Annotated in this window: 31 protein-coding genes; 2 read left to right on the forward strand and 29 right to left on the reverse strand. The window is 62.8% G+C overall.

The genetic code is table 11. From position 1 onward, the window contains the following. Nucleotides 1-23 precede the first annotated feature (23 nt). From rpsM to HXX15_RS12010, 29 genes are all read right to left on the reverse strand, one after another. Nucleotides 24-392: a 30S ribosomal protein S13 gene (gene rpsM / locus HXX15_RS11870; protein ID WP_296516256.1), complete on the reverse strand. Its 369-nt coding sequence runs from the start codon at nucleotides 390-392 to the stop codon at nucleotides 24-26. Nucleotides 393-573: 181 nt separating this feature from the next. Further along, on the reverse strand, nucleotides 574-1485 hold the full coding sequence (locus HXX15_RS11875) for an adenylate kinase (protein WP_296516257.1): 912 nt from the start codon (nucleotides 1483-1485) through the stop codon (nucleotides 574-576). Further along, nucleotides 1482-2813, reverse strand: a complete 1332-nt coding sequence (gene secY / locus HXX15_RS11880) for a preprotein translocase subunit SecY (RefSeq protein WP_296516258.1) — start codon at nucleotides 2811-2813, stop codon at nucleotides 1482-1484. Before secY ends, HXX15_RS11875 begins: the two co-directional genes overlap by 4 nt. 149 nt (nucleotides 2814-2962) lie before the next feature. Next, nucleotides 2963-3451 (reverse strand): 50S ribosomal protein L15, encoded by a 489-nt coding sequence (rplO, locus tag HXX15_RS11885; protein WP_296516260.1) that lies wholly within the window; start codon nucleotides 3449-3451, stop codon nucleotides 2963-2965. Nucleotides 3452-3463: 12 nt separating this feature from the next. After that, complete coding sequence (rpmD, locus tag HXX15_RS11890; RefSeq protein WP_296516261.1) at nucleotides 3464-3658, reverse strand: 50S ribosomal protein L30; 195 nt, start codon at nucleotides 3656-3658, stop codon at nucleotides 3464-3466. 35 nt (nucleotides 3659-3693) lie between these two features. After that, nucleotides 3694-4266, reverse strand: a complete 573-nt coding sequence (gene rpsE, locus HXX15_RS11895) for a 30S ribosomal protein S5 (protein ID WP_079570998.1) — start codon at nucleotides 4264-4266, stop codon at nucleotides 3694-3696. Nucleotides 4267-4328: 62 nt separating this feature from the next. Continuing rightward, the gene (gene rplR / locus HXX15_RS11900; RefSeq protein WP_296516262.1) at nucleotides 4329-4691 is read right to left on the reverse strand and encodes a 50S ribosomal protein L18; all 363 of its coding nucleotides are present in this window, start codon (nucleotides 4689-4691) and stop codon (nucleotides 4329-4331) included. A gap of 11 nt (nucleotides 4692-4702) precedes the next feature. Continuing rightward, entirely contained in the window at nucleotides 4703-5236 is a 534-nt protein-coding gene (gene rplF / locus HXX15_RS11905) for a 50S ribosomal protein L6 (RefSeq protein WP_296516263.1), read from the reverse strand. A gap of 13 nt (nucleotides 5237-5249) precedes the next feature. Further along, a complete protein-coding gene (gene rpsH, locus HXX15_RS11910; protein WP_296516264.1) occupies nucleotides 5250-5648 on the reverse strand; it encodes a 30S ribosomal protein S8 in 399 nt (132 codons plus the stop codon). Between the two features lie 10 nt (nucleotides 5649-5658). Next, a complete protein-coding gene (gene rpsN, locus HXX15_RS11915) occupies nucleotides 5659-5964 on the reverse strand; it encodes a 30S ribosomal protein S14 (protein ID WP_296516265.1) in 306 nt (101 codons plus the stop codon). A 58-nt stretch (nucleotides 5965-6022) separates the two neighbouring features. Continuing rightward, a complete protein-coding gene (gene rplE / locus HXX15_RS11920) occupies nucleotides 6023-6580 on the reverse strand; it encodes a 50S ribosomal protein L5 (RefSeq protein WP_296516266.1) in 558 nt (185 codons plus the stop codon). Next, complete coding sequence (gene rplX, locus HXX15_RS11925) at nucleotides 6573-6887, reverse strand: 50S ribosomal protein L24 (protein ID WP_296516267.1); 315 nt, start codon at nucleotides 6885-6887, stop codon at nucleotides 6573-6575. The genes rplE and rplX overlap by 8 nt, the downstream gene beginning before the upstream one ends. Beyond that, nucleotides 6887-7255 (reverse strand): 50S ribosomal protein L14, encoded by a 369-nt coding sequence (gene rplN, locus HXX15_RS11930; protein WP_011158785.1) that lies wholly within the window; start codon nucleotides 7253-7255, stop codon nucleotides 6887-6889. Before rplN ends, rplX begins: the two co-directional genes overlap by 1 nt. Before the next feature lie 62 nt (nucleotides 7256-7317). Next, on the reverse strand, nucleotides 7318-7566 hold the full coding sequence (gene rpsQ / locus HXX15_RS11935; RefSeq protein WP_296516268.1) for a 30S ribosomal protein S17: 249 nt from the start codon (nucleotides 7564-7566) through the stop codon (nucleotides 7318-7320). 10 nt (nucleotides 7567-7576) lie between these two features. After that, nucleotides 7577-7786: a 50S ribosomal protein L29 gene (rpmC, locus tag HXX15_RS11940; RefSeq protein ID WP_044411722.1), complete on the reverse strand. Its 210-nt coding sequence runs from the start codon at nucleotides 7784-7786 to the stop codon at nucleotides 7577-7579. Nucleotides 7787-7796: 10 nt separating this feature from the next. Then, on the reverse strand, nucleotides 7797-8210 hold the full coding sequence (rplP, locus tag HXX15_RS11945) for a 50S ribosomal protein L16 (protein ID WP_296516269.1): 414 nt from the start codon (nucleotides 8208-8210) through the stop codon (nucleotides 7797-7799). A gap of 28 nt (nucleotides 8211-8238) precedes the next feature. Then, nucleotides 8239-8937 carry a 30S ribosomal protein S3 gene (gene rpsC, locus HXX15_RS11950; protein ID WP_296516270.1) on the reverse strand — a complete coding sequence of 233 codons (699 nt, stop codon included), beginning with the start codon at nucleotides 8935-8937 and terminating at the stop codon, nucleotides 8239-8241. A gap of 23 nt (nucleotides 8938-8960) precedes the next feature. After that, the gene (rplV, locus tag HXX15_RS11955; protein ID WP_296516271.1) at nucleotides 8961-9347 is read right to left on the reverse strand and encodes a 50S ribosomal protein L22; all 387 of its coding nucleotides are present in this window, start codon (nucleotides 9345-9347) and stop codon (nucleotides 8961-8963) included. 10 nt (nucleotides 9348-9357) lie between these two features. Beyond that, nucleotides 9358-9636 carry a 30S ribosomal protein S19 gene (gene rpsS / locus HXX15_RS11960; RefSeq protein ID WP_044411699.1) on the reverse strand — a complete coding sequence of 93 codons (279 nt, stop codon included), beginning with the start codon at nucleotides 9634-9636 and terminating at the stop codon, nucleotides 9358-9360. Nucleotides 9637-9648: 12 nt separating this feature from the next. After that, nucleotides 9649-10485, reverse strand: a complete 837-nt coding sequence (gene rplB, locus HXX15_RS11965; RefSeq protein WP_296516272.1) for a 50S ribosomal protein L2 — start codon at nucleotides 10483-10485, stop codon at nucleotides 9649-9651. A 13-nt stretch (nucleotides 10486-10498) separates the two neighbouring features. Next, entirely contained in the window at nucleotides 10499-10798 is a 300-nt protein-coding gene (locus tag HXX15_RS11970; RefSeq protein WP_296516273.1) for a 50S ribosomal protein L23, read from the reverse strand. Next, on the reverse strand, nucleotides 10795-11415 hold the full coding sequence (gene rplD, locus HXX15_RS11975; protein WP_296516274.1) for a 50S ribosomal protein L4: 621 nt from the start codon (nucleotides 11413-11415) through the stop codon (nucleotides 10795-10797). The genes HXX15_RS11970 and rplD overlap by 4 nt, the downstream gene beginning before the upstream one ends. 1 nt (nucleotide 11416) lies before the next feature. Next, nucleotides 11417-12151: a 50S ribosomal protein L3 gene (gene rplC / locus HXX15_RS11980; RefSeq protein WP_296516275.1), complete on the reverse strand. Its 735-nt coding sequence runs from the start codon at nucleotides 12149-12151 to the stop codon at nucleotides 11417-11419. Between the two features lie 53 nt (nucleotides 12152-12204). Then, nucleotides 12205-12513 (reverse strand): 30S ribosomal protein S10, encoded by a 309-nt coding sequence (rpsJ, locus tag HXX15_RS11985; protein WP_013166261.1) that lies wholly within the window; start codon nucleotides 12511-12513, stop codon nucleotides 12205-12207. Between the two features lie 78 nt (nucleotides 12514-12591). Continuing rightward, nucleotides 12592-13782 (reverse strand): elongation factor Tu, encoded by a 1191-nt coding sequence (tuf, locus tag HXX15_RS11990; protein WP_296516278.1) that lies wholly within the window; start codon nucleotides 13780-13782, stop codon nucleotides 12592-12594. A gap of 39 nt (nucleotides 13783-13821) precedes the next feature. Next, nucleotides 13822-15894 carry an elongation factor G gene (gene fusA / locus HXX15_RS11995; RefSeq protein ID WP_296516279.1) on the reverse strand — a complete coding sequence of 691 codons (2073 nt, stop codon included), beginning with the start codon at nucleotides 15892-15894 and terminating at the stop codon, nucleotides 13822-13824. 31 nt (nucleotides 15895-15925) lie between these two features. Then, nucleotides 15926-16396 (reverse strand): 30S ribosomal protein S7, encoded by a 471-nt coding sequence (gene rpsG, locus HXX15_RS12000; RefSeq protein ID WP_296516280.1) that lies wholly within the window; start codon nucleotides 16394-16396, stop codon nucleotides 15926-15928. Between the two features lie 13 nt (nucleotides 16397-16409). Further along, complete coding sequence (gene rpsL, locus HXX15_RS12005) at nucleotides 16410-16781, reverse strand: 30S ribosomal protein S12 (RefSeq protein ID WP_011441182.1); 372 nt, start codon at nucleotides 16779-16781, stop codon at nucleotides 16410-16412. A gap of 703 nt (nucleotides 16782-17484) precedes the next feature. After that, nucleotides 17485-18534 carry a GNAT family N-acetyltransferase gene (locus HXX15_RS12010; protein ID WP_366558580.1) on the reverse strand — a complete coding sequence of 350 codons (1050 nt, stop codon included), beginning with the start codon at nucleotides 18532-18534 and terminating at the stop codon, nucleotides 17485-17487. A gap of 235 nt (nucleotides 18535-18769) precedes the next feature. On the opposite strand from HXX15_RS12010, the gene HXX15_RS12015 reads away from it, so the two are divergent. Together HXX15_RS12015 and HXX15_RS12020 are read left to right on the forward strand one after the other, a co-directional pair. Next, on the forward strand, nucleotides 18770-19960 hold the full coding sequence (locus tag HXX15_RS12015; RefSeq protein WP_296516284.1) for an NAD(P)/FAD-dependent oxidoreductase: 1191 nt from the start codon (nucleotides 18770-18772) through the stop codon (nucleotides 19958-19960). 101 nt (nucleotides 19961-20061) lie between these two features. Beyond that, nucleotides 20062-20973: a hypothetical protein gene (locus tag HXX15_RS12020; RefSeq protein WP_296516285.1), complete on the forward strand. Its 912-nt coding sequence runs from the start codon at nucleotides 20062-20064 to the stop codon at nucleotides 20971-20973. The last annotated feature ends 29 nt before the right edge of the window (nucleotides 20974-21002 follow it).

Consider the following 21002-nt stretch of genomic DNA (forward strand, 5'->3'; position numbering starts at 1 on the left):
CCCGCCATCCGCTGTTCGCAAAATTACTTCTTCTTGCCGGCGATCGATTTGGCCGGACCCTTGCGCGTGCGCGCATTGGTATGGGTACGCTGGCCGCGCACCGGCAGACCGCGACGATGACGCAGGCCGCGATAGCAGCCGAGGTCCATCAGGCGCTTGATGTTCATGCCGGTCTCGCGACGCAAATCGCCTTCGACCATGTAGTCGCGGTCGATTACTTCGCGAATCTGCAGGACTTCCTGGTCGCTGAGCTGATTGACGCGGCGCTCCGCGGGAATCTTCACCTTCTCGATGATCTCGGCCGCGTTCTTCTGGCCGATGCCATGGATGTATTGCAGCGCGATCAGCACGCGCTTGTTGGTCGGAATGTTCACACCGGCTATACGGGCCACGGACTTCTCTCCTGTCGCCGAACCATTTTGGCCGGCTGTTTGTCGCAATTTTCGGGGCTCATGTCCGCAAACGCGAACACGACGCCCTTCCCCTTGGTCACTTGGGGCCCGGCATCGTCAAAAACTATCCGACGGGATACCGGCCTTATTAAAGGATTCCAACTCGTTTCGTCAACCGACTCTAGGCTTTAGCTCGCTTTTTCGTGACCTTTTTGGCGCTCTTTCCGACCTTGCCGGGCCTCTTGGCCGCCTTGCTCACTTTGGCAGCCTTGGCGACCTTGCGGGTCGCGGTCTTATCTGACGGCTTTTTCGCAGCCTTGGCCGCTGGTTTGACGGCTTTCCGGGCTGATTTTGCTGTCTTTTTGGCGCCAACAGCGGATTTCGCAGCCTTCTTGGCGGCCTTGCCGGCTGATTTCGGCGCGACTGGCTTCTTGGCGCCCTTGACCGCCGACGACGCCTGCTTGGCGGCCAGGGTCTTGCCGGCGGCCTTCTTGGCGGCATCCGCCGTCGTGACGGCCGACAGAATCCGATTGATCTCTTTGGTGACGTTTTCGATCGACATCATGCCATCGACCGTCAACAGCTTGCGCCGCTCCGAATAATAGTTGATCAGCGGCTCGGTCTGGGCGCGGTAGGCCGCCAGCCGCTTCGCGAGCGCCTCGGCGTTGTCGTCGGCGCGAACCTCTGCGCCGCGCGCCTTCATCTCCGCGACACGGGTCTCGACCCGCTGCAGCAATGCGCTCTCGTTGACGCGCAATTCAACCACGGCGTCGAGCTTGATGTGCTTCTTCTTCAACAGCGCATCGAGCGCCTCAGCCTGCGGCACGGTGCGCGGAAAGCCGTCGAGGATGAATCCGTTGGCGGCGTCCGGCTGGTCGATCCGGTCGGAAATGATGCCGATCACGACCTCGTCGGGCACCAGCCCGCCGCTGGCCATGACATCCTTGGCCTTCAGCCCGACCGGCGTTTCGGCGGCGACCGCAGCTCGCAGCATATCTCCCGTCGAGAGCTGGACGATGCCGAATCGCTCGACCAAACGCTGCGCCTGTGTTCCCTTGCCCGCCCCCGGCGGCCCGAGAAGGATCAATCTCATTTCTTGCGGCCCCTCAACTTCGACTTCCTGATCAACCCTTCATATTGATGCGCCAGCAGGTAGCCCTGAACCTGGGCCACCGTATCCATCGTCACGCTGACGACGATCAGGAGCGAAGTTCCGCCGAAATAGAACGGCACCGACGCGTAGGAAATCAGGATCTCCGGGATCAGACAGACGATCGCCAGATAGCCCGCGCCGAGCACCGTGATTCGCGACAGCACATAGTCGATATATTCCGCGGTGCGCTCACCGGGGCGAATGCCCGGGATGAAGCCGCCATGCTTCTTCAGATTGTCGGCGGTCTCGGTCGGATTGAACACGATCGCCGTATAGAAGAACGCGAAGAACACGATCAGCGACAGGTACATGATCAGGAACAGCGGACGGCCGTGGCCGAGCTGGGTGGTGATCCACTGAAACCATTCCGGCCCCTTGCCGGCGTTGAAGTTCGCCACCGTGGTCGGCAACAGCAGCAGCGACGAGGCGAAGATCGGCGGAATCACGCCCGAGGTGTTCAGCTTCAGCGGCAGATGCGAGGACTGGCCCTCGAACATCTTGTTGCCGACCTGGCGCTTCGGATACTGGATCACCAACCGGCGCTGCGCCCGCTCCATGAACACGATGAAGGCGATCACCACCACCGACATCGCGATCACGATCAGAATCAGGCCGGTGGACAACGCGCCCTGGCGGCCGAGCTCGAGCATGCTGGCGAGAGCCGACGGCAATTCGGCGACGATGCCGGCCAGAATGATCAGCGAGATGCCGTTGCCGATGCCGCGCGAAGTGATCTGCTCGCCGAGCCACATCAGGAACATGGTGCCGCCGGTCAGGGTGATCGCGGTCGACAGCCGGAAGAACAGGCCGGGATCGGCGACGACATTGCCGGCGCCTTCGAGGCCAACGGCGATGCCGTAAGACTGGAACGCGGCCAGAATCACGGTCAGATAGCGGGTGTACTGGTTGAGGGTCTTCCGGCCCGACTCGCCCTCTTTCTTCAGCGCCTCGAGCTGCGGCGACACCGTGGTCAGCAGCTGCACGATGATCGATGCCGAGATGTACGGCATGATGTTGAGCGCGAAGATCGCCATGCGGTGGATGCCGCCGCCGGCGAACATGTTGAACATGCCGAGAATGCCGCCGGCCTGCGACTTGAACACTTGCTCCCAGATGTTGGGATCGATGCCGGGCAGCGGAATGTAGGTGCCGAGCCGATAGACCAGCAGCGCGCCGAGCGTGAACCAGATGCGCTTCTTCAGTTCCTCGGCTTTTCCGAGCGCCGAAAAATTGAGGTTTGCCGCTAGTTGTTCTGCTGCAGAGACCATAATCGGCTTTCTCCTGCGCCGCTCGCACCGCGATGCCCCGGACAGCGGGGCATCCAGTCAACGCCGGACTTCAATTTGGTGCGGGCTGAGCGAAAAATCCACCGTCCCGGCTGCGCCGGCGCCGGTTTTCACCGGCGATGACGCGGAAGTTACGCGGCCTCGCCTTCGTCCTTCTTCTTCGGTGCGATAATCGTCACCGTGCCACCGGCCTTCTCAATCGCGGCGATCGCGGTCTTGGTCGCGCCGTGCACCTCGAGCGTCAGCTTCGAGGTCACTTCACCCCGGCCGAGCAGCCGCACGCCATCCTTGGCGCGGCGGATCACGCCGGCCTTGACCAGCGAATCGGCGTTGATGGTGCCAGACGCGTCGATGGTCTTGGCGTTGATCGCGTCCTGCAGCCGGTCGAGATTGATCTCGGCGAATTCGAGCCGGAAGATGTTGGTGAAGCCGCGCTTCGGCAGCCGCCGATGCAACGGCATCTGGCCGCCTTCGAAGCCCTTGATCCGTACGCCGGAGCGCGCGGTCTGGCCCTTGCCGCCACGGCCTGCTGTCTTGCCCTTGCCGGAGCCGATGCCACGGCCGACGCGCATGCGCTTCTTGCGCGAGCCGGCATTGTCGGCGATATCGCTGAGCTTCATCGCCCTGTCTCCTTATTTCTCGTCGACGACGCGGACGAGGTGTTGAACCTTGGCGATCATGCCGCGAACCGCAGGCGTGTCCTGCAATTCGGTGACGCGACCGATCTTGTTGAGCTTGAGGCCGATCAGCGTCTCGCGCTGCGAGTGATGGCGGCGGATCGCGCTGCCGGTCTGCTCGACCTTGATCGTCTTTGCGGCGTTTGCCATCGTCATAACTCCACGGCGCACACGCGCCCTCTTGATTATTCGGCAACAACCTCGGCGTCGCCACCGACCCGGCGCGACTGCAAGGTGGACACCTTGATGTTGCGGCGAGCCGCGACCGAACGCGGCGAATCCTGATGCTTCAGCGCGTCGAAGGTGGCGCGAACCATGTTGTAGGGGTTCGACGAACCGATCGACTTCGCCACCACGTCCTGGATGCCGAGCGTCTCGAACACCGCGCGCATCGGGCCGCCGGCGATGATGCCGGTACCCGCTGGCGCCGCGCGCAAATACACCCTGCCCGCGCCATGACGGCCGGCAATGTCGTGATGCAGCGTGCGACCCTCGCGCAGAGCGACGCGCGTCAGGTTGCGTTTCGCCGACTCGGTGGCCTTGCGGATCGCTTCCGGCACTTCGCGCGCCTTGCCGTGTCCGAAACCGACCCGGCCCTTCTGATCGCCGATCACGACCAGCGCGGCGAAGCCGAAGCGCTTGCCGCCCTTGACGACCTTTGCCACCCGGTTGATGTGGACGAGCTTGTCGACGAATTCACTGTCGCGCTCTTCCCGACCACCCCTGTGGCCTCCACCGCGTTCGCGTTCACCTGCCATGGTGTTTTCCAATCTTTGCGAGGCTCACGCCCCAATCCTGGTGCTCGTTCAATTCCAAAACCTCAGAAGCTCAGACCGCTTTCGCGGGCCGCATCGGCCAGCGCCTTGACGCGGCCGTGATAGAGATAGCCGCCGCGGTCGAACACGACTTCGGTGACGCCATTCTTCACCGCGCGTTCCGCCAGCAGCTTGCCCACCGCCTTGGCGGCGTCGATGTTGGCGCCGGTGTTGCCGGTGTCGCGCATCGACTTCTCCAGCGAGGACGCCGACGCAAGGGTCTCGCCCTTGAGGTCGTCGATGACCTGCGCATAGATGTGCTTCGACGAGCGGAACACCGACAGCCGCGGACGGCCGTTGGCGATCCGGCGCAGCGACGCCCTCACGCGATTCTTGCGCCGGGCATTCGTGATCTTGAGTTTCGACATGACCGGCTCCGTTACTTCTTCTTGCCTTCCTTGCGGAAGATAAATTCGTCGGAATAGCGTACGCCCTTGCCCTTGTAGGGCTCCGGCGGCCGATAGCTGCGGATTTCCGCGGCGACCTGGCCGACACGCTGCGAATCGTTGCCCGAAATGAAGATCTCGGTCGGCTTCGGCACCGTGATGGTGATGCCATCCGGGATGTCGTAAACCACGTCGTGGCTGTAGCCGAGCGCGAGCTGCAGCTTCTTGCCCTGCAGCGCGGCGCGGTAGCCGACGCCGGTGATGTCGAGCTTCTTCTCGAAGCCCTTGGTGACGCCCAGCGCCAGGTTGGCGATCTGGGCGCGCGCGGTGCCGTACATCGCCTGGGCGCGGTTGGTCTCGAACCGCGGCGCGACCTTGACCTCGCCGTTTTCGAACTTCACATCGACATCGTCGTGCACGATGAACTGAAGCTGGCCCTTCGGCCCCTTCATCTTGACGGTCTGTCCCTCGACCGTCGCGGTCACACCCGACGGGACCGGGACGGGCTTCTTGCCAACGCGTGACATGATCGATCCTTCCTCAGAACACCGTGAAGAGAACTTCACCGCCCACATTCGCGTCGCGCGCGTCGTGGTCGGCCATGATTCCCTTGGGCGTCGATAATACCGAAATGCCGAGACCGTTCTTCACGCGCGGCAGGTTCTTGACCGACGCGTAGACACGACGTCCCGGCTTGGAAACCCGTTCGATCTCGCGGATCACGGGCTCGCCGTCGAAATACTTCAGCTCGATCTCGAGCTCGCTGCGGCCGGAGGCGTGCTCGACGCTGGCGTAGCCACGGATGTAGCCCTCGCTCTTCAGCACTTCGAGAACGTTGGCGCGCATCTTCGAACCCGGGGTCGAAACCTTGGGCTTGGCGCGCATCTGCGCGTTGCGGATACGGGTGATGAGATCGCTGATCGGATCGTGCGTTGACATGCCCGCCCCCTTACCAGCTGGACTTCACGAGACCCGGAACCAGGCCTCTGGAGCCGAGATCGCGGATCGCGATACGGCTGAGCTTGTTCAGCCGGTAGACCGAGCGAGCGCGGCCGGTGATCTCGCAACGGTTGCGGATCCGGGTCGCCGACGAATTGCGCGGCATCTCCGACAGCTTCAGCGTCGCCGCGAAGCGCTCTTCCATCGGCAGCGTCTTGTCGGCGATGATGGCCTTCAGCCGCGCACGCTTCGGCGCGGCGTTCTTGGTCATTCTCTTCCGACGGTTGTTCTTCTCGATCGAACTCTTCTTTGCCATGCTTGGCTCCTGGGTTTCCGCGTTTGAGGTGCAGATCAGCTCGAAGCTGTTCAGCGTCTCACTGCCGGAACGGGAAATTGAATGCGGTCAACAGGGCGCGCGCCTCGTCGTCGGTGGTCGCAGTGGTGCACACCGTGACGTCCATGCCCCATGTTTCCCCCATCTTGTCGAAATCGATTTCGGGGAAAATGATGTGCTCCTTGATGCCGAGCGAGTAGTTACCGCGGCCATCGAAGCTCTTCGGATTGAGGCCACGGAAATCTCGGACGCGCGGCAACGCGACGTTGATGAGGCGGTCGATGAACTCGTACATCTTGGCCTTGCGCAACGTGACCTTGGCACCGATCGGCTGATTCTCACGCAGCTTGAAGGTCGCGATCGCGACCCGCGAGAAGGTGATGATCGGCTTCTGGCCGGCGATCAGCGCGAGGTCGGCGGCTGCCGTCTCGGCTTTCTTGCGGTCGTTGACGGCCTCGCCGATGCCCATGTTGAGCACGACCTTGTCGAGCCGCGGCACCTGCATGACATTGGCATAGCCGAACTGTTCGGTCAGCTTGCCGCGAATTTCCCGGTCGAATTGTTCGCGAAGACGCGGAACGTAGGCGGTCTCAGACATCGATCTCTGCTCCCGAGCGTTTGGCGATGCGCACCTTCTTGCCATCCGCATGAATCTTGAACCCGACGCGGGTCGGCTTGCCGTCCTTGCCGACGATCGCGATGTTGGACAGGTGGATCGGCGCCTCTTTCGAGATGATGCCGCCTTCCTGAGCCTGGGTCTGCTTCTGATGCTTCTTGACGAGGTTGACGCCGCGGACCAGCGCCTTGTTGTCGGTGGGACGCACCTCGAACACCTCGCCGGTGCGACCCTTGTCGCGACCGTTCAGCACGATAACCTTGTCGCCTTTCCGGATCTTGGCAGCCATCACAGCACCTCCGGCGCGAGTGAAATGATCTTCATGTGGTTCTTGGCGCGCAGCTCGCGCGGCACCGGCCCGAAAATGCGGGTACCGATCGGCTCGGACTGATTGTTGATCAGCACGGCGGCGTTGCGGTCGAACCGGATGACGGAACCGTCGGCGCGACGGATGTCCTTGCGGACCCGCACCACCACGGCCTTCATCACGTCGCCCTTCTTCACCTTCCCTCGCGGGATGGCTTCCTTGATCGACACGACAATGACGTCGCCAACGGTGGCATACCGGCGCTTGGAACCCCCAATCACCTTAATGCACATGACACGGCGTGCGCCTGAATTATCGGCCACGTCGAGGTTGGTCTGCATCTGAATCATTGATGCACCTCGTCCTCTTTCTGATGCGCAAAGTCGCGCTTAACTGGTGCGCAAGTCGCGCTTTAGGCGGTTTTCTTCTGCTCGCCCCGGACCACGGTCCAGCGCTTCAACTTCGAGATCGGCTTGCTCTCCTCGATCCACACCATGTCGCCCGGCTTGAACTGATTGTCCTCGTCGTGGGCATGGTAGTTCTTCGAGCGGCGGATGGTCTTCTTGTAGATCGGATGGGTGAAGCGGCGATCGACCCGCACCACCACCGTCTTGGCTTGCTTGTCGCTGACGACCACGCCCTGCAGCGTACGTTTCGGCATGTCGAATCCCTTACTTCGTCTTCGCGTCGCGCTTCTGCGCGGCGACGGTCTTGATGCGGGCGATGTCGCGGCGGGCTTCGCGCAGCCGCGAGGTGTTCTCGAGCTGCCCGGTGGCGCGCTGGAACCGCAGGTTGAAGCGCTCCTTTTTCAGATTGAGGACGGCGTCGTCCATCTGATCGGGGCTCATCGCGCGGATATCGGCGGTTTTCAAATCGGCCATGGTCGTCATCCTACTCCGCAATGCGCGTGACGAAGCGCGTCTTGATCGGCAGCTTGGCGGCAGCGAGCGTGAACGCTTCCTTGGCGGTCTGCATCGTAACGCCGTCGACCTCGAAGATCACCCGGCCAGGCTTGACGCGGGCGACCCACAATTCCGGGGTACCCTTGCCGGAGCCCATCCGGACTTCGGCGGGCTTCTTCGACACCGGCACGTCCGGAAAGATCCGGATCCAGACCCGGCCGGCACGCTTCATGTGACGCGTCAGCGCACGACGGGCGGCCTCGATCTGGCGGGCGGTGATACGCTCGGGTGCCATCGCCTTCAGCCCAAACTGGCCGAACGCCAATGTCGCGCCCGAGGTCGCAACGCCGTGAATCCGGCCTTTGTGCGCCTTGCGGAACTTGGTCTTCTTTGGTTGCATCATGGCTTACGCCCTCAAACCTTCTAATCGATCAAGCGGCGTCGCGACGCGGCCGGGAATTGTCGCCCTCGGCCATGCGCTTGTCCTGGGCCATCGGATCGTGCTCAAGGATTTCACCCTTGAAGATCCAGACCTTGACGCCGCAAGTGCCGAATGTGGTGAACGCGGTGGCGACACCGTAATCAATGTCGGCGCGCAGCGTATGCAGCGGCACGCGACCTTCGCGATACCATTCCATCCGCGCGATTTCGGCGCCGCCGAGACGGCCCGAGCAGTTGATCCGAATGCCCTCGGCGCCAAGACGCATCGCCGACTGCACGGCGCGCTTCATGGCGCGGCGGAATGCGACGCGGCGCTCAAGCTGCTGCGCGATCGATTCGGCGACCAGCGTGGCATCGAGCTCCGGCTTGCGGATTTCGACGATGTTGATGACGACGTCGGACGCGGTGATGTCGGCGACCTTCTTGCGCAACTTGTCGATGTCCGCGCCCTTCTTGCCGATCACGACGCCCGGACGCGCGGAATGGATCGTCACGCGGCACTTCTTGTGCGGGCGCTCGATGATGATCTTGGCGACCGCCGCCTGCTTCAACTCCTTGTGCAGGATCTCGCGGATCTTGACGTCCTCGTGCAGCAGCTTGCCGTATTCGTTCTTGCCGGCGTACCAACGGGAATCCCAGGTCCGGTTGATGCCGAGACGCAGCCCGATTGGATTGATCTTTTGACCCATCGAAAGTCTCCCGCGCCTTGGCGTTAAGCGCTTGCTTCGGCTTCGACCTGACGAACGACAATCGTCAGCTGCGCGAATGGTTTGAAAATACGGCCCGAACGGCCACGGCCGCGCGGTGAGAAACGCTTCATCACAATGCCCTTGCCGACGTGGGCCTCGGACACGATCAGCGCATCGACATCGAGGTCGTGATTGTTTTCCGCGTTGGCGATCGCGGACTCCAGGCACTTCTTGACGTCGACCGCGATCCGCTTGCGCGAGAACTGCAGGTCGGCGAGCGCAGCCGCGGCCTTGCGGCCACGGATCAGTTGCGCGACGAGATTCAGCTTCTGCGGGCTGACCCGCAGCATCCGGGCAATCGCCTTGGCCTCGTTTTCCGGGAGGCTGCGTTCGCGCTTTGGTTTGCTCATGGCTTAGTCCTCAACCCTTCTTGGCTTTCTTGTCGCCCGAATGGCCGTGGAAGGTCCGGGTCGGCGAGAACTCGCCGAACTTGTGACCCACCATTTCCTCGTTGACCGACACCGGCACGTGCTTCTGGCCGTTGTAGACGCCGAACACCAGACCGACGAATTGCGGCAGGATGGTCGAGCGACGGCTCCAAATCTTGATCACGTCATGACGACCCGAGGCGCGCGCAACATCTGCCTTCTTCAGCAGAGAGCCTTCGACGAACGGGCCTTTCCAGACTGAGCGAACCATGTCCGGCGTTCCTTACTTCTTCTTCCGCTTGTGGCGGCTGATGAGAATGAATTTGTTGGTCGACTTGTTCGAACGTGTCTTCTTGCCCTTGGTCGGCTTGCCCCACGGCGTCACCGGGTGGCGGCCGCCCGAGGTGCGGCCTTCGCCGCCGCCGTGCGGATGGTCGACCGGGTTCATCGAGACGCCGCGGTTATGCGGCTTGCGGCCGAGCCAGCGGTTACGACCGGCCTTGCCGATCGAGATGTTCATGTGATCCGGGTTCGACACCGCACCGATCGTCGCGGTGCAGCGGCCGTGAACCAGGCGCTGCTCGCCCGAATTCAGCCGGACGATGACGTAGTCGTGGTCGCGGCCGACCAGCTGGGCGTAAGTCCCGGCCGAACGGGCGATCTGGCCACCCTTGCCGATCTTCAGCTCGACGTTGTGGATGATGGTGCCGATCGGCATGTTGCCGAGCGGCATGACGTTGCCGGGCTTCACGTCGACGTAGTTGCCGGCGATCACCTGGTCGCCGACGGCGAGACGTTGCGGCGCCAGGATATAGGCCTGGGTGCCGTCGGTGTACTTCACCAGCGCGATGAACGCGGTGCGGTTCGGATCGTATTCCAGCCGCTCGACCGTGGCCGGCATGTCGACCTTGGTGCGCTTGAAATCGACGATGCGGTAGGTCTGCTTGTGACCGCCGCCGCGAAAACGCACCACGATGCGACCGGTGTTGTTACGACCGCCCGCAGAATGCTTGCCCTCGGTCAGCGACTTGACCGGCTTGCCCTTGTAGAGCGCCGAACGATCGACCATCACCAGCTGGCGCTGGCCGGGCGTCGTGGGGTTGTATTTTTTCAATGCCATCGTCGTATCCGCCTTATAGCCCGGTGGTCACGTCGATGCGGTGGCCCTCTTCGAGGGTCACGATCGCACGCTTGACGTCCGACTGCGAACCGAACTGGCCGCGGAAGACCTTGGTCTTGCCCTTGCGCACCAGCGTGTTCACGCTCTTCACCTTGACGTCGAACAATTTCTCGACCGCTTCCTTGATCTGCGGTTTGGTCGCCTTGCTGGCAACCCGGAACACGACCTTGTTGTGCTCCGAGGCCATCGTGGCCTTTTCGGTCACCACCGGCGAGACGATGATGTCGTAATGGCGCGGGTCGATGTTTTTCATTTGAAGCGCGCCTCCAACGCATCGACCGCCGCCTTGGTCAATACCAGCTTCTGGCGACGCAGAATGTCGTAGACGTTGATGCCCTGGATCGGCAGCACGTCGATGTTCGGAATGTTGCGGGCCGCCGCGGCGAAACCGTTGTGGACCTCGGCGCCGTCGATGATCAGCGCGCTGGTGAGACCCAGACCCGAGAAGTGCCCGACCAGAGCCTTGGTCTTGGCCGATTCCAGCGTCGCGGAGTCGATCACGATCAAGCCGCCGTCCTTAGCCTTGGCCGACAGAGCGTGGCGCAGCGCCAAAGCGCGCACCTTCTTCGGCAGATCGAACGCGTGCGAGCGCACGACCGGACCGAACGCACGGCCACCGCCGCGGAACTGCGGCACGCGCTGCGAGCCGTGACGGGCGCCGCCGGTGCCCTTCTGCTTGTACATCTTCTTGCCGGTGCGCCAGACTTCGGCGCGACCCTTGGTCTTGTGGGTGCCGGCCTGTCGCTTGGCGAGCTGCCAGTTGACGCAGCGCTGGATGATGTCCTTGCGCGGATCGAGACCGAAGATCTCATCCGACAGCTGGACCGATCCGGCTTCCTTGCCCTCGAGCGTGGTGACTTTCAATTCCATCTCACACGCCCTCCTGCTCGGTGGCAGGCGCTTCGGCCGGAGCCGCTTCGCCGCCGCCATCCACCAGGCGGAACTTGCCCGGCTTCGGCGCGTCTTTCGGCAGCGCCTTCTTCACCGCATCGCGCACCGCGATCCAGCCGCCCTTGGAGCCAGGAACGGCGCCTTCGACGAGGATCAGGCCGCGCTCCACATCGAGCTGCACGACGCGCAGGTTCAAGGTGGTGATGCGATCGACGCCCATGTGACCGGGCATCTTCTTGTTCTTGAACGTCTTGCCAGGATCCTGCCGGCCGCCGGTCGAACCGATCGACCGATGCGACACCGAGACGCCGTGGGTGGCGCGCAAGCCGCCGAAATTCCAGCGCTTGATACCGCCCGCGAAGCCCTTGCCGACCGAGGTGCCGGTGACGTCGACAAACTGGCCGACCACGAAATGGTCCGCCTGGATCTCGGCGCCGACCGGGATCAGCGCGTCTTCCGACACGCGAAACTCGGCGACCTTGCGCTTGGGTTCGACCTTGGCGACCGCGAACTGGCCGCGTTCAGCCTTCGGCAGATAGACGGTCTTGCGGGTGCCCGAACCGAGCTGCAGCGCGACATAACCGTTCTTCTCGGTGGTGCGATGTCCCAATACCTGGCAATTGCCGAGCTTGAGCACGGTCACGGGGATATGTTCGCCGGTCTCCGTAAAGACCCGCGTCATCCCGACCTTTTGTGCGATCACTCCGGAGCGCATCGGCGTGCTTCCTGTCTTTCTGTCCGCTAACTTCGGACGGGTCCCAAAAATTCTTAGAGCTTGATCTCGACATCGACGCCGGCGGCCAAGTCGAGCTTCATCAAAGCATCGACGGTCTGCGGTGTCGGGTCGACGATATCGAGAAGGCGCTTGTGGGTGCGCATCTCGAACTGCTCGCGGCTCTTCTTGTCGACGTGCGGCGAACGGTTGACGGTGAACTTCTCGATCCGGGTCGGCAGCGGGATCGGCCCGCGCACCTGAGCTCCGGTACGCTTCGCCGTGCTGACGATCTCACGCGTCGATGCATCGAGAATCCGATGATCGAACGCCTTGAGGCGAATGCGAATATTCTGGCCGTTCATTGCCGCTGTCTTTCTTTGTCGTCGGTGAGATGGCGAGTGGCGAATGACCGGGTCATTCGCCACCTCCTGCTCGCTTGCTTACTCGATGATGCTCGCCACCACGCCGGCGCCGACGGTGCGGCCGCCTTCGCGGATCGCGAAGCGCAGCTTCTCTTCCATCGCGATCGGCACGATCAGGTGAACTTCCATGGCGATGTTGTCGCCCGGCATCACCATCTCGGTGCCTTCCGGCAGATGCACGACGCCGGTGACGTCGGTGGTGCGGAAGTAGAACTGCGGCCGATAGTTGGTGAAGAACGGGGTGTGACGACCGCCCTCTTCCTTGGTCAGAATGTAGGCCTCGGCCTTGAACTTGGTGTGCGGCTTCACCGAACCCGGCTTGCACAGCACCTGACCGCGCTCGACTTCCTCGCGCTTGGTGCCGCGCAGCAGCGCGCCGATGTTGTCGCCGGCCTGGCCCTGATCCAACAGCTTGCGGAACATTTCAACGCCGGTGACGATGGTCTTCTGGGTGTCGCGCAGACCGACGATCTCGATTTCCTCGCCGACCTTGATGATGCCGCGCTCGACGCGGCCGGTCACCACGGTGCCGCGGCCGGAGATCGAGAACACGTCTTCCACCGGCATCAGGAACGGCTGATCGATCGGACGCTCCGGCTGCGGAATGTAGCTGTCCACCGCCTTCATCAGTTCCAGGATGGCGTCGTGACCCAACTTCGGATCCTTGCCTTCCAGCGCGCACAGCGCCGAGCCCTTGATAATCGGAATGTCGTCGCCCGGGAAATCGTACTTCGACAGCAGTTCGCGGACTTCCATCTCGACCAGTTCGAGCAGCTCCGGATCGTCGACCATGTCGCACTTGTTCAGGAACACGACGAGAGCCGGCACGCCGACCTGGCGGGCGAGCAGGATGTGCTCGCGGGTCTGCGGCATCGGGCCGTCGGCCGCGGACACGACCAGAATGCCGCCGTCCATCTGCGCCGCGCCGGTGATCATGTTCTTCACATAATCGGCGTGGCCCGGGCAATCGACGTGGGCGTAATGCCGGTTCGCGGTCTCGTATTCGACGTGAGCGGTCGAGATCGTGATGCCGCGGGCCTTCTCTTCAGGGGCCTTGTCGATCTGATCATAGGCCGTGAACGTCGCACCGCCCGTTTCCGCCAACACCTTGGTGATCGCCGCCGTCAGCGACGTCTTGCCATGGTCGACGTGACCAATGGTTCCGATGTTGCAATGCGGCTTGTTACGTTCAAACTTTGCTTTGGCCATGACACTTCTCCGTTCAGTCGCCGACTAGGTCAGCGGCAATCAGGCAAACTTTTTCTGGACTTCTGCCGACACATTGGCCGGCGCTTCCGCGTAGTGATCGAACTGCATCGTGAAGGTCGCGCGACCCTGGCTCATCGAGCGCAGGTTGTTCACGTAACCAAACATATTCATGAGCGGCACCATCGCGTTGATAACGTTGGCGTTGCCGCGCATGTCCTGGCCCTGGATCTGGCCGCGTCGCGAATTCAGATCGCCGATGACCGAGCCGGTGTAGTCTTCCGGGGTCACGCATTCGACCTTCATGATCGGCTCGAGAAGAACCGACTTGCCCTTTTGCAACGCTTCGCGGAATGCCGCGCGCGAGGCAATTTCGAAAGCCAGCGCCGAGGAGTCGACGTCGTGGTAGGCGCCGTCGATCAAGGTGACCTTGACGTCAACCACCGGGAAGCCCGCAACCACGCCTGAACCCAGCACGCTGTTGAGGCCCTTTTCGACGCCGGGGATGTATTCCTTCGGCACCGCGCCGCCGACGACCTTGGATTCGAATTCGAAACCCTTGCCCGGCTCGTTCGGCTCGACGATGAACTTGACCCGCGCGAACTGGCCGGTACCGCCGGTCTGCTTCTTGTGGGTGTAATCGACTTCGGCCTTCTTGGTCACGCGCTCACGGAACGCCACCTGCGGCGCGCCGATGTTGGCATCGACCTTGTAGGTGCGGCGAAGAATGTCGACCTTGATGTCGAGATGCAGTTCGCCCATCCCCTTGAGGATGGTCTGACCGGACTCGATGTCGGTGGAAACGCGGAACGACGGATCTTCCGCGGCGAGCTTCGCCAGCGCGATGCCCAGCTTTTCCTGGTCGGCCTTGGTCTTCGGCTCGATCGCGATCTCGATGACCGGCTCGGGGAATTCCATCTTTTCCAGGATGACCTGCTTGTTGGAGTCGCACAGGGTATCACCGGTGCGAGCTTCCTTCAGACCAGCCAAAGCGACGATGTCGCCCGCATAGGCTTCCTTGATGTCTTCGCGGTTGTTCGCATGCATCAGCAGCATGCGGCCGATGCGCTCCTTGCGGTCGCGCGTCGAGTTCACCACGCCGGTGCCGGAAATCAGCGTGCCGGAATAGATGCGGCAGAACGTGATGGTGCCGACGAAGGGATCGTCCATGATCTTGAACGCCAGCAGCGCGAGCGGCTCGTTGTCCTTCGGCAGACGCAGAACTTCGTTGCCGTCGGCATCGACACCCTTGATCGCGGGCACGTCGACCGGCGACGGCAGATAATCAACCACCGCGTCAAGCAACGGCTGTACGCCCTTGTTCTTGAACGCAGAACCGCACAGCACCGGATAGAACGCGCCGGTCAGCACGGCCTTGCGGATCATCCGCTTCAGGGTCGCTTCATCGGGCTCGTGGCCGTCGAGATAGGCCTGCAGCACCTCGTCGTCGAGTTCGACGGCGGCTTCCAGCAGCTTCTCGCGATATTCCTTGGCCTTTTCGACCATGTCTTCCGGAATATCGATATCCTTGTAGTTGGCGCCGAGCGCCTCGTCTTCCCAGATCACGCCCTTCATGCGGATCAGATCGACCAGGCCCTTGAAATTGTTCTCGGAGCCGATCGGGAGCTGAATCGCGATCGGCTTGGCGCCGAGGCGGTCGATGATGTCCTGCAGGCACTTGTAGAAGTCAGCGCCGGTCTTATCCATCTTGTTCGCGAATACGATCCGCGGAACCTTGTACTTGTCGCCCTGGCGCCAGACCGTCTCGGTCTGCGGCTCGACGCCCTGGTTCGAATCCAGCACGCAGACCGCGCCGTCGAGCACGCGCAGCGAACGCTCGACTTCGATCGTGAAGTCGACGTGGCCGGGGGTGTCGATGATGTTCAGACGCTTGCCGTTCCAGAACGCGGTGGTGGCGGCCGACGTAATGGTGATGCCGCGCTCCTGCTCCTGCTCCATCCAGTCCATCGTCGCGGCACCTTCGTGCACTTCGCCGATTTTGTGGCTCTTGCCGGTGTAATAGAGGATGCGCTCGGTCGTTGTCGTCTTACCGGCATCGATATGCGCCATGATACCGAAATTGCGGTAGTCCTCAATGGCATGAACGCGGGGCATGGAGTGTTCCTTAAATTCCGTTGTTTCGCCGTTACCAGCGATAGTGCGAGAAGGCGCGGTTGGCTTCCGCCATCCGATGCACGTCTTCACGCTTCTTCACGGCGTTGCCCCTGCCGTTCGACGCATCGAGCAGCTCGGCCGAGAGCCGCTCGGTCATGGTCTTCTCGTTGCGGTCACGCGCGGCGGTGATCAGCCAGCGAATGCCCAGCGCCTGACGGCGCACGTTGCGAACTTCGACCGGCACCTGGTAGGTGGCGCCGCCGACGCGGCGCGAACGCACCTCGATGGTCGGCATCACGTTTTCCAGCGCCTGCTCGAACACCGGCAGCGGACCCTGCTTGGTCTTGGCTTCGATGATTTCGAGCGCACCGTAGACGATGCTCTCGGCGGCAGACTTCTTGCCGTCGTACATGACCGAGTTCATGAACTTGGTGATGATAATGTTCCCGAACTTCGGATCCGGGTTCACTTCACGCTTTTCAGCAGAATGGCGACGAGACATCGATGATCTCCGATTACTTCGGACGCTTCGCGCCGTACTTGGAACGACGCTGCTTACGGTTCTTGACGCCCTGGGTATCCAGCACGCCGCGGAGAATGTGGTAGCGCACGCCGGGCAAATCCTTGACGCGGCCGCCGCGGATCATGACCACGGAATGCTCTTGCAAGTTATGGCCTTCACCCGGGATGTAACCGATGACTTCGAAGCCATTGGTCAGACGAACCTTTGCGACCTTACGAAGCGCCGAGTTTGGCTTCTTCGGGGTCGTGGTGTAGACGCGCGTGCAAACGCCGCGCTTCTGCGGCGACTGCTGCAGCGCCGGAACCTTCTTGCGCGACTTCTGTACGACGCGCGGACGTGCGATCAGCTGGTTGATCGTCGGCATCTTCGCCTTCACCCTTGTTCGCGCGAAACCGTAAACCGGCTTCGCAAAATTCGTTCGGGGCCACCTGCCCCACCGGTCGCTTGCGCCCGATCACGCAAAACGAAATCGCGCCAACCACTCATCGCTGAGCGGAAAGCGCTTCACGCCACAGAGGACCGCAGTTGAGGTCGCTCAGCTCACGCTGCCCGTCCTTGACCGAGGTCATGCATCCAAAACCGTCCTCACGATAAACACTCGCGGGAACGAGTAACGTCCTGGCATTGCCTGGCTTATTTAGACAGCGTTTGAGCGACTTAGGTCGAGGTTGGTGCCCATCGATCCCGAAGGATCTGCTGGGTGGTCCGTTCCGACGCTGGCGAAGCTCACCGCCTGTCTTGAAGTGGCCGGGTTTTATCGGCGGGGCATAGCCAAGTCAAGGCAAAACCGCAGTGCCAGAAGCACTTCTGGGATTCGCCTGAAATCGTCGCGCAACCGTTGCAAACTGCGCGTAAATCGCAGCTCTCACGCCGGCGCTGGGGCTTGTTGGCGCGGCTGGAACGGTGGCATTTCGCAGCAAAAGCCGCACAGCGCCCGAATCGTGCGGCCCCTGCCCTGACGAATCAGGAAATCGGCTCAAGCCATGCTGAATGCTGACGATTCGTCAGGCCATCAGGCATCGGGCAAGACTCTGAATGTATTACCCGGGTGATATAATCCGGCCGGCTCAGGAGGAGGACGCCAAGGCGACCTTGCGCGGCCGCGGGATCCAGTGCCACGCTCGCAGCTGATCGCGCAGACTGCGCAACAACTGGTATCCGAGCAGGCGGCGGGCCTCCAGCGCGAAGCCGAACGACTTCTTCGGGCCCGCATCGATCAGCAGGTCGACCATTGGCCGCCGTCCTGCCCACAGCTGTGCCATGAAGCTGGCTTCCACCGAGCAGGAATCGATCGCATCAATGTCGGGACCGGCAAACAGCTCCTCGGTGATCCTATCGACCAGCAACGTGCCCGGCGAATATCTGGCGAATTCGGCGTCGAACCCGATCTTCCAGGTGTAGGCCGTGGTTCCACAATACATCAGCACCTGGGCGGCGACCGCGCGGCCATCGACCCGCAACAACGCGACGCTGGCGTCCCCCCGCAGGGCCAGGTCCTTGAACAGCCGCCTGACGAAGGCGGCGTCGCGCGGATCGCACAATAGCGCGGTGCCGCGCGCGCCCTTCCAGCTCCCGAGTTCCAGGGCCAGAAAGATCTCGAATGCTTGTTCTACCGCGGCGGGCGCCCTGTCGTTGATCACCTCGACGGTTCCGAGCGCGGCCAGCCGTTTCCAGTCCTGACGCAATTTCTTGCGGGTGGAGCCGGAGCGCTTGACGCCGAACTCCTTGGTGACGATCGGCCGCGCCTGTTCGGTCAGCACCAGCTGGTGGTGGCGATGCGCGGACAGCGCCTTCCGCAACGCCCCGCAGGCCGCAGATTCGGCATTAAACGAGCGCAGGGCGACGACGTTGGGCAGCGCCGGGTCCGCCGCTATCGCGGCAAGGAAGGCCGGCATCACCTGATCGGCATAGGCCGGATCGAGCACCGGGCTGGACAGGAACGCGTAATTGTAGGGCAGCGCCTCGAGCACCGTCGGCCACACCGCGAACGGCTTTCGCGCCTGAAGCGCCCACAGTCCAGCCAGTCTCGCGGGCTCAACGCTGTCGTCCCACGCCAGCAGCATATAGATCCGGGCGAAGCCGGTGTCGTGAGCGGCCTTCAGCGCCGCCGGATTCATGAACGCGTTTGGCGAGGCCCGCCCTACCAGGTCATCCCAGTGCGTGGCGAGGTCGAACTCTGGTGAACAAATCCTTACCGAAATCATCGCGTGACGGACCCTTGGCTGCGCTGGTGCCGGGAGCTTGGACCGGCGGAATTGCCATCCGGTTAAGTGGTGCCCTCCAACGTGGCGATCGCCTTCAAGGTTTGTTTGTGTTTTCGACGCAAGGATGGCCCGAACGGGAACGATGCCCATGCGATATACCGATATTGCCATTGTCGGCGGCGGCCTCGCCGGGTCCATCGCCGCGGCGATGCTCGGGCGTGCCGGCATTTCCACCATCGTGATCGATCCGCATCCGGTCTATCCGCCGGATTTCCGCTGCGAAAAACTCGGCGGCGCCCAGCTCGATATCCTGCGCAAGACCGGCCTCGCGGAAGCGGTGCTGCGCGCCACCACCCACGACCGCGACGTCTGGATCGCGCGGTTCGGCTATCTGGTCGACAAGAAACCCAGCGATCAATACGGCATCCTGTACGACACGCTGGTCAACACGCTCCGCGCTGAAATTCCGCCGGAGGTCGAATTTATCCACGCCAAGGCCACCGCGATCGCAACCAGCACTGAGCGGCAACGGATCAAACTGTCCGACGGCGAGGAGATTTCCGCGCGCCTTGTGGTGATGGCGAACGGCCTCAACAAGGGACTGCGCCGCACCCTCGGGATCAAGAACCGCGTCATTAGCGAATGCCATTCGGTCACGATCGGGTTCGATCTCGCGCCGGTCGGCCGCGCCGCCTTCGCCTTCCCGGCGCTCACCTTCTATCCGCAGCGCTCCCGCGACCGGATGGCGTATCTGTCATTGTTTCCGATCGGCAGCGTGATGCACGCCAACCTGATGGTGTATCGCAAGCTCGACGATCCGTGGTTCCAGCAGATGCGCGAGGCCCCGGAAGCGGCGCTACGCAGCCTGATGCCGCGGCTGGGACGGATCACCGGCGATTTCAAGGTGGTGGGTCCGGTCAAGATCCGTCCGGCCGATCTGTATGTCGCCGAGGGCCACCGTCAGCCCGGCGTGGTGCTGGTCGGCGATGCCTTCTGCACCTCCTGCCCCGCCGGCGGCACCGGCACCGACAGGGTATTCACGGACGTCGAGCGGCTCTGCAACGTTCACATTCCGAACTGGCTGACGACGCCCGGCATGGGCCAAGACAAGATCGCTTCGTTCTACGACGATCCGCAGAAGACCGCGATCGATGCCTGGTCGACCAACAAGGCGTTTCACCTGCGCGCCCTCTCCACCCGCAACGGCCCGATCTGGCGGGCGCGACGCTGGGCGCGGTTCATCGTGCGCGCCGGCCAGGGCCAGATCCGCCAATTCCGCACTGCCCGCCGCTCCCCGCCGAGCCGCGCCCATCCCAGCAGCTCGCAGCGGATGGCCTGACCGGCTGCAGTCGTGGTAGCAAGCGTCGTGGCTTATTGTCGGCCACTGGCCTGCGGATCCCGATCTGCGCGGATCCGCCCGGAGTAGCGTGGAGTTGGCCCGTGTCGGGGGCAAAGCGGATTCGTGAATCGAACGCGTCCGGTGTCGGCAACGCGCACGCCGGCATTGCGGCGCCCATCGCGCTGGCGACTGTCGTCTCGCTGTCCCTCGGTGGACTGGCGTTCGGCAAGGACGACGACGACAGCGGCCAGCCGGCCGGCCCGGTGGCCTATCTCGACATCCGCAGCTCCTATACCAGGCTGCCCGCCGGCGTGCTGGGAATCGGCTTCAGCAATCCGTCGGCGGTGGTGTTGCCGACGTCGCTCTCGCTTTCATTGCCGGCGAGCCAGGGCCTCGGGCTGGATCTGCCGCTGACGATCGACCTCAACGACCGGGTCACGGTCTATGGCGGGGTCACCGCGTCAACGACAAAAACCGGCGATCTCGACTGGAGCTCGCCGTCGATCGCGAGCTGGAACATCGGATTCCAGGCCGACGTCTGGCAGCAGAATGGCGGGGCTTTTCCGACCGTGACCGTCCAGTCGACGCTGACGCGCTCGGCCACGGATTCGCCGTTCGCCACCACGACGCTGAACAGCGTGGTCGAGGCCGGCTACGCGCTGGACACGGACGAGACCCGGGGCCTGCTCGCCGGCGTGCAATTGACCAACGTCTCGGTCGATTCCGATCTCGCGGCGGTGCGGCCCAACCTGGTGGGCTATCTCGGCGGCTATTATCAATGGGACAACAACTGGAAGCTGAGCGGCCGCGCCGGCGTGCAGTCGTTCGGCGGCGCGCAGCTTCTGAGCCTCCCCATCGCCGCGTCCTTCACCCAGCCGATCCTGCGGATCGATCTCGACCGGATGGACGATCATGACAACCGCTTGTTCGGGATCACCACGCAGATCGCCTGGACGCCCAAGCCGACCTATCAGCTGATCGTGCGCACGCCGCTGTACATGACCGCCAAATAGGCTCGCCGGACTCGACCGCGGTGCGAATT

The organism is Rhodopseudomonas sp. (assembly GCF_013377015.1).
Taxonomy (GTDB): domain Bacteria; phylum Pseudomonadota; class Alphaproteobacteria; order Rhizobiales; family Xanthobacteraceae; genus JARJEH01.

Bases quoted from the DNA above. Each gene is read 5' to 3' on its own strand.
- fusA (WP_296516279.1), bottom strand. From the start codon at position 15,894: ATGCCCCGCGTTCATGCCATTGAGGACTACCGCAATTTCGGTATCATG.
- rplB (WP_296516272.1), bottom strand. From the start codon at position 10,485: ATGGCATTGAAAAAATACAACCCCACGACGCCCGGCCAGCGCCAGCTG.
- rplN (WP_011158785.1), bottom strand. From the start codon at position 7,255: ATGATTCAGATGCAGACCAACCTCGACGTGGCCGATAATTCAGGCGCA.
- secY (WP_296516258.1), bottom strand. From the start codon at position 2,813: ATGGTCTCTGCAGCAGAACAACTAGCGGCAAACCTCAATTTTTCGGCG.
- HXX15_RS11875 (WP_296516257.1), bottom strand. From the start codon at position 1,485: ATGAGATTGATCCTTCTCGGGCCGCCGGGGGCGGGCAAGGGAACACAG.
- rpmD (WP_296516261.1), bottom strand. From the start codon at position 3,658: ATGGCAAACGCCGCAAAGACGATCAAGGTCGAGCAGACCGGCAGCGCG.
- rpsC (WP_296516270.1), bottom strand. From the start codon at position 8,937: ATGGGTCAAAAGATCAATCCAATCGGGCTGCGTCTCGGCATCAACCGG.
- rpsN (WP_296516265.1), bottom strand. From the start codon at position 5,964: ATGGCAAAGAAGAGTTCGATCGAGAAGAACAACCGTCGGAAGAGAATG.
- rplX (WP_296516267.1), bottom strand. From the start codon at position 6,887: ATGGCTGCCAAGATCCGGAAAGGCGACAAGGTTATCGTGCTGAACGGT.
- HXX15_RS11970 (WP_296516273.1), bottom strand. From the start codon at position 10,798: ATGAAAAACATCGACCCGCGCCATTACGACATCATCGTCTCGCCGGTG.
- rpsQ (WP_296516268.1), bottom strand. From the start codon at position 7,566: ATGCCGAAACGTACGCTGCAGGGCGTGGTCGTCAGCGACAAGCAAGCC.
- rpsJ (WP_013166261.1), bottom strand. From the start codon at position 12,513: ATGAACGGCCAGAATATTCGCATTCGCCTCAAGGCGTTCGATCATCGG.
- rpsS (WP_044411699.1), bottom strand. From the start codon at position 9,636: ATGGTTCGCTCAGTCTGGAAAGGCCCGTTCGTCGAAGGCTCTCTGCTG.
- rpsG (WP_296516280.1), bottom strand. From the start codon at position 16,396: ATGTCTCGTCGCCATTCTGCTGAAAAGCGTGAAGTGAACCCGGATCCG.
- rplR (WP_296516262.1), bottom strand. From the start codon at position 4,691: ATGTCGAAACTCAAGATCACGAATGCCCGGCGCAAGAATCGCGTGAGG.
- tuf (WP_296516278.1), bottom strand. From the start codon at position 13,782: ATGGCCAAAGCAAAGTTTGAACGTAACAAGCCGCATTGCAACATCGGA.
- rpsH (WP_296516264.1), bottom strand. From the start codon at position 5,648: ATGTCAACGCACGATCCGATCAGCGATCTCATCACCCGTATCCGCAAC.
- HXX15_RS12010 (WP_366558580.1), bottom strand. From the start codon at position 18,534: ATGAATCCGGCGGCGCTGAAGGCCGCTCACGACACCGGCTTCGCCCGG.
- rplC (WP_296516275.1), bottom strand. From the start codon at position 12,151: ATGCGCTCCGGAGTGATCGCACAAAAGGTCGGGATGACGCGGGTCTTT.
- rplV (WP_296516271.1), bottom strand. From the start codon at position 9,347: ATGAGCAAACCAAAGCGCGAACGCAGCCTCCCGGAAAACGAGGCCAAG.
- rplO (WP_296516260.1), bottom strand. From the start codon at position 3,451: ATGAAGCTCAGCGATATCGCCGACAATGCCGGCTCGCGCAAGAAGCGC.
- HXX15_RS12015 (WP_296516284.1), top strand. From the start codon at position 18,770: ATGCGATATACCGATATTGCCATTGTCGGCGGCGGCCTCGCCGGGTCC.
- rpsL (WP_011441182.1), bottom strand. From the start codon at position 16,781: ATGCCGACGATCAACCAGCTGATCGCACGTCCGCGCGTCGTACAGAAG.
- rplD (WP_296516274.1), bottom strand. From the start codon at position 11,415: ATGGAATTGAAAGTCACCACGCTCGAGGGCAAGGAAGCCGGATCGGTC.
- rplP (WP_296516269.1), bottom strand. From the start codon at position 8,210: ATGATGCAACCAAAGAAGACCAAGTTCCGCAAGGCGCACAAAGGCCGG.
- rpsE (WP_079570998.1), bottom strand. From the start codon at position 4,266: ATGGCAGGTGAACGCGAACGCGGTGGAGGCCACAGGGGTGGTCGGGAA.
- rpmC (WP_044411722.1), bottom strand. From the start codon at position 7,786: ATGGCCGATTTGAAAACCGCCGATATCCGCGCGATGAGCCCCGATCAG.
- rplE (WP_296516266.1), bottom strand. From the start codon at position 6,580: ATGTCTGAGACCGCCTACGTTCCGCGTCTTCGCGAACAATTCGACCGG.
- rplF (WP_296516263.1), bottom strand. From the start codon at position 5,236: ATGTCACGCGTTGGCAAGAAGCCCGTCCCGGTCCCGTCGGGTGTGACC.